General features: G+C 41.9%; 6 protein-coding genes and 1 tRNA gene. 5 read left to right on the forward strand and 2 right to left on the reverse strand.

What is annotated here, in order from left to right:
- Nucleotides 1-308, forward strand: a 308-nt coding sequence (locus tag COS96_02940) for a hypothetical protein (protein PIU43700.1), incomplete at its 5' end; no start/stop codon positions are given.
- On the opposite strand, the gene COS96_02945 is transcribed toward COS96_02940, so the two are convergent.
- Entirely contained in the window at nt 298-486 is a 189-nt protein-coding gene (locus COS96_02945; protein PIU43701.1) for a hypothetical protein, read from the reverse strand. The genes COS96_02940 and COS96_02945 overlap by 11 nt on opposite strands.
- Nucleotides 471-704, reverse strand: a complete 234-nt coding sequence (locus tag COS96_02950) for a hypothetical protein (protein PIU43702.1) — start codon at nt 702-704, stop codon at nt 471-473. The genes COS96_02945 and COS96_02950 overlap by 16 nt, the downstream gene beginning before the upstream one ends.
- Nucleotides 705-955: 251 nt before the next feature.
- Here COS96_02950 and COS96_02955 point away from each other — a divergent pair, with 251 nt between their 5' ends.
- The 4 genes from COS96_02955 (at nt 956) to COS96_02970 (ending at nt 4,702) form a co-directional block, all read left to right on the forward strand.
- Complete coding sequence (locus COS96_02955; GenBank protein ID PIU43703.1) at nt 956-2,800, forward strand: elongation factor 4; 1,845 nt, start codon at nt 956-958, stop codon at nt 2,798-2,800.
- A 113-nt stretch (nt 2,801-2,913) separates the two neighbouring features.
- Nucleotides 2,914-3,300: a hypothetical protein gene (locus COS96_02960; protein PIU43704.1), complete on the forward strand. Its 387-nt coding sequence runs from the start codon at nt 2,914-2,916 to the stop codon at nt 3,298-3,300.
- Nucleotides 3,301-3,328: 28 nt separating this feature from the next.
- Nucleotides 3,329-3,402, forward strand: a tRNA-Gly gene (locus tag COS96_02965).
- Nucleotides 3,403-3,406: 4 nt separating this feature from the next.
- Nucleotides 3,407-4,702, forward strand: coding sequence for a hypothetical protein (locus COS96_02970; GenBank protein PIU43705.1), 1,296 nt, complete (start codon nt 3,407-3,409; stop codon nt 4,700-4,702).
- The last annotated feature ends 97 nt before the right edge of the window (nt 4,703-4,799 follow it).

The raw sequence follows: 4,799 nt of genomic DNA on the forward strand, positions 1-4,799 counted from the left end.
GGTCTGTTATTCATCTCGGATTATCAATGACTTTTCTTTATAGGAAGATCGGGGATTATAATTTAAGAGAAATAGCCAATTCGGCTTGGAGGGTTTTCGTGTCCGGAATTTTGATGCTTGTGGCGATAAACATCGGCCTTTATTTAATTTCACCGATTTTTGATATTAAAACCTTTGCCGGCGCTTTCTGGCAGCTGATTATTCTCGGTTCGGCTGGGGCGATTATTTATATCGCTTCGTCTTTCCTTCTCCGTTCTCCGGAAATCTTCGTCTTTAAAGAAAAAATCTTTAAAAAATTTAAAGGATAAAAAAAGAAACCCTTTGGGTTTCGCTTTCGCTATTTATGGGGTTCTTAGTATCTATTTTTAGGGGTTCTCCTTTATTGTCATAGAAGCAAGGGAGTCCTATTATATTGATTCCTTTAGCGGTAGTAAAATAATATTCATTATGCATATGTCCGGAAATAATGACTATTTTTTTCCGCATCTTATTAACGCTTCCTCCACTTCATCCATTTTTTCCATCACGCCTTTTAGCTCTTCAGTAGAAGAAAACGACAAAAGGAGGATTTTTTTCTTATTTATAATCACAGGGCTATGGGAAATTATTATTACCATTTTGTTTTTCGCGGACCTCACTTGTTCTATCAGCCAAGAATAGCTTTCAGTGTTTTGGGACTTTAGAGGATTTTCATAATCAAGCATCAAAATTTTTGCGCGCCCGAAGTTAAAGGAAAAATTAATAAAACCATTCCCTCGTTTTTCAGAAAAATTCATTTGTGTGTGTCGCTAGCGACGATAAAAAAACGTTCATCATTTTTTGTTTTTTTCATTTTTCATTCTTTCGGTTTTTCACTTCAGTGTGTTCAATTGTCAAAATTCAATATTCCAATATTAACTCATTTTTCTTCGTTTGTCATTTGTCAAAAGGGGTAATTTATCGTAATATTTAAGCTATGGCGGATTTAAATAACATTAGGAACTTCAGCATCATCGCCCACATTGACCACGGGAAGTCAACTTTAGCTGACAGGTTTTTAGAATTGACCGGAACCGTTCCTCAAAACAAAATGAAGGAGCAGTTTTTAGATATGATGGATTTGGAAAGGGAAAAGGGGATTACCATTAAAATGCAGCCCGTTCGCATGAGCTACACCTTTCGGCCAGAGGCCGACCAGTCTCTGGCTGGGAATTCTGCGCCATATACCCTAAACTTAATTGATACGCCCGGGCACGTGGATTTTTCTTATGAAGTTTCCCGGTCAATGGCTGCGGTTGAAGGAGCGATTTTATTGGTTGACGCCACAAAAGGAATTCAAGCTCAAACATTGGCCAATCTTGATCTGGCGAGGAAACAGAATATAACCATTATTCCGGTTATTAATAAAATTGACTCTCCTTTGGCTAAGGTTGAAGAAACAAAATTAGAACTGGCTGACCTTTTAAAAATATCGCAGGAAGATATTCTTTCCATTTCAGCCAAGAAAGGTATGGGAGTAAAAGAGCTTTTGGAAACGGTTATCAGAAAAATTCCTCCTCCGTTGCAAAGTGATGTAAATAAGCCCTTGAGAGCTTTGATTTTTGACTCCAAGTACGATTCATTCAAGGGAGTTTTTGTTTATGTAAAAATTGTTGACGGAACGGTTAAGGTAGACGATAAGATTTTTTTAATGCAGGCCGAGGCGGAGGGCAAAGTTAAAGAAGTGGGATTTCTTAAGCCGGAAATGACGCCGTGCCAGGAATTAAAAGCCGGAGAAATCGGTTACATCGCCACGGGCGTCAAAGATATTGATAAAGTGAGGGTCGGAGAAACAATTACCGGTTTTGAATTTTCTCTTCCCAACGCTCCGGTGAAGGTAGAGCCTTTGCATGGTTATAAGGAAGTCAGTCCGATGGTTTTCGCTTCAGTTTACCCTGAAAATCCCGATGATTTTGAAAATTTGAAATTTTCTCTTTCAAAATTAAAATTGAACGACGCTTCTTTTATTTTTGAGTTGGAGAAAAAAGAAGGGCTGGGAAGGGGATTTCGTTGCGGTTTTTTGGGCTCTTTGCACGCTGAAATAATTTGCGAAAGGCTTTTCAGGGAATTTGGATTAAAATTGGTGATTTCCACTCCGTCAGTTGTTTATAAAATCATAAAAAATGATGATAAGGAGCTTTTAATTTTTTCTCCTAGCGATTGGCCGGAGTCGACAACCATAAAAGAAACGGATGAGCCTTGGGTTATGCTGGAAGTAATGACTCCGTCTAATTATGTCGGCCAAGTTTTTGAGGTTCTGGAAACTTTGGAAGGAAGACAAATAACATCTGATTATATCGGCAAGGATAAGGTTATTTTGAAATACGAAGTTCCGTTAAGGAAAATTATCGCCGGATTTTATGACAGTCTGAAGGGAGCGACTCAAGGATACGCCTCAATGAATTATGCGCTGATGGGCTACAGGAAAGGGGATTTGGTAAAGCTGGATATTTTGGTTGCCGGCGCCAAAGAAGATGTTTTCACGAAAATTGTTTCAGGAAAAGAAGCTGAAAGAGAAGGAAGGAAAATAATATTAAAATTGAAGGAAATAATGCCCCCCCAACTTTTCGCCGTTTCTTTGCAGGCTGTGATTTCCGGGAAAATCATCGCCAGAGAGAATATCAGCTCCAGAGGCAAAGATGTCATCGCTCCTTTGTATGGCGGAGATTATTCAAGGAAAAAAAAGTTACTGGAAAAGCAGAAGAAAGGGAAGAAAGAATTAAAAGCCAAGGGACAAGTAAGGATCCCGTCAGATGTATACCTGAAGATATTTAGAGCTTAGCGGTTAAAAGCAGGAGCAACGGTGAAAACGACCATGCTTAAGGCGACCAAGGAAATCAGGATAATCCATACCGCTTTCATAATTGTTTTTGATTTTATTTTCATGATAAGCATATGATAGCAGAAAAAATGAACAGGCAAAAGGATCCCTTATGGAAGAAATTATTATCTTCTTTGTTTATTGCTGTCCTTATCATCGTGGCGATAATTTATTTGACTTTTTCCATTATTAATATAAAAAAAGAAAGAGCCAACATCGGAGCGGAGCTGGACGCTCTTAAGAGCCAAGCTCAAAGCGCAGAAAAAAAGAACGAGGAGTTGAAGTCCGGAATATCTGAAAAGCAGACAGAGGAATATTGGGAAGGAAAGGCAAGGGAGGAGGGGTATAAAAAGCCGGGAGAGGAAGTGGTGATAGTTGTTCCGTCGGAAGCCGGCAAGAATAATGAAAAAATTGAAGAAAAAAATATTTGGCAAAAGTTTTTGGAAAAAATCGGCTTGTAGTTTGGAATAAGAGGCGGAGCGGTTAAGCGCGGGCATAGTATAGTGGTAGTACGTAACCTTCCCAAGGTTAGGGTGTGGGTTCGATTCCCATTGTCCGCTCCAGGATTTGACTTTCCGGTTTTTGACCGACGAATTGGTGGGTGGCACGAAGTGCCACCCATTGGTTTTCCCCCGACAAATCCTCTCCGCTCGGCGCGGTGAGCCGCGCCTCGCGGTTGGCCAAGACGAGGTTCGAAATCCCTTGCGGTTTGTATTTGCTTTGCCCCAAAAAGTGAGACGAGGTGAGTATCCCTCACTCGCACCAGTTGGATACATCAACGACTCGCGCAATAAATCCGTTGTCGTGGATAAAAAGCGCGCGCCCATTATTCGCAAAGCATTTGAGCTATACGCCGAGGGCAATCATCGGCTTGAAGATGTGTCCGATTTTTTGGCGCAAAACAAAATCGTTTCAAGAAGCGGAAAGAAAATCCACATCACAAGAGCGACTTTTATCCTCTCCAATCCTTTCTACACTGGACTATTCCGTTATGCTGGCGAAATATACGAAGGCAAGCACCAGCCAGTTGTCTCAAAGAAAATTTTTGACAAGGCGCAGGAAGTTTTGAAGCAGAGAGGCAGACCGCACCACAAGCAGAAAAATGAACCGCAAGCGTTTTGCGGCCTCTTATCCTGCGCCTCATGCGGAATGATGATAACTGGCGAATACAAGGTCAAAAAGCAGAAGAACGGCAATATCCACGAGTATGTCTATTATCACTGCACCAAGAAATCTAAACTGAAGTGTCCCGAACCTTGTATTCGCCAAGAGGAACTGGATCGCCAGTTATCATCCCTTATTCAAAAAGTTTCTTTGCCTGCGGATTGGGCGGAGAAACTAAACGCACGATTAGAAAAAGATAAAGCAAAATCCGCCCAATCCGTTTCTGCTTTTGTTCAAACAAGCCAAGAGAGAATCCGCGCCATACAAACGAAACTCCAGCGACTTTTAGACGGCTATTTAGAACAGGATATTGAGCGTGAAATCTATCGTTTAGAAAAAGCAAAACTCCTTTCCGAAAAGAAGTCGCTGGAAGAGCAATCGGCGCGGATTGAACAAAAGCGGACTGGCTGGCTCGAACCGATGGCGGAATGGATAAAAGAGGCAGAAAATCTGCCTGAAATCGCACGGGAGAGTAACCTTTTTGCGAAAAAGGTTGTTGCCAAAGAAATCTTTGGCTCGAACCTCGTCTTGGCCAACCGCGAGGCGCGGCTCACCGCGCCGAGCGGAGAGGATTTGTCGGGGGAAAACCAATGGGCGGCACTTCGTGCCGCCCACCAATTCGTCGGTCAAAAACCGGAAAGTCAAATCCTGGAGTATCTATATGACTGCGCTCGAACCTACTTTATCAAAAATTCCTGAACAAAGGAAGCCGCCCCGCCACTGCTCGCTAACGCTCGCCGCCAAGCAAAATACTCTTTACGATTTCTGATTTGCGCGCGCCACCAAAAAATTCTTC

It is taken from the genome of Candidatus Nealsonbacteria bacterium CG07_land_8_20_14_0_80_39_13 (assembly GCA_002779355.1).
Classification (GTDB): Bacteria; Patescibacteriota; Minisyncoccia; order Minisyncoccales.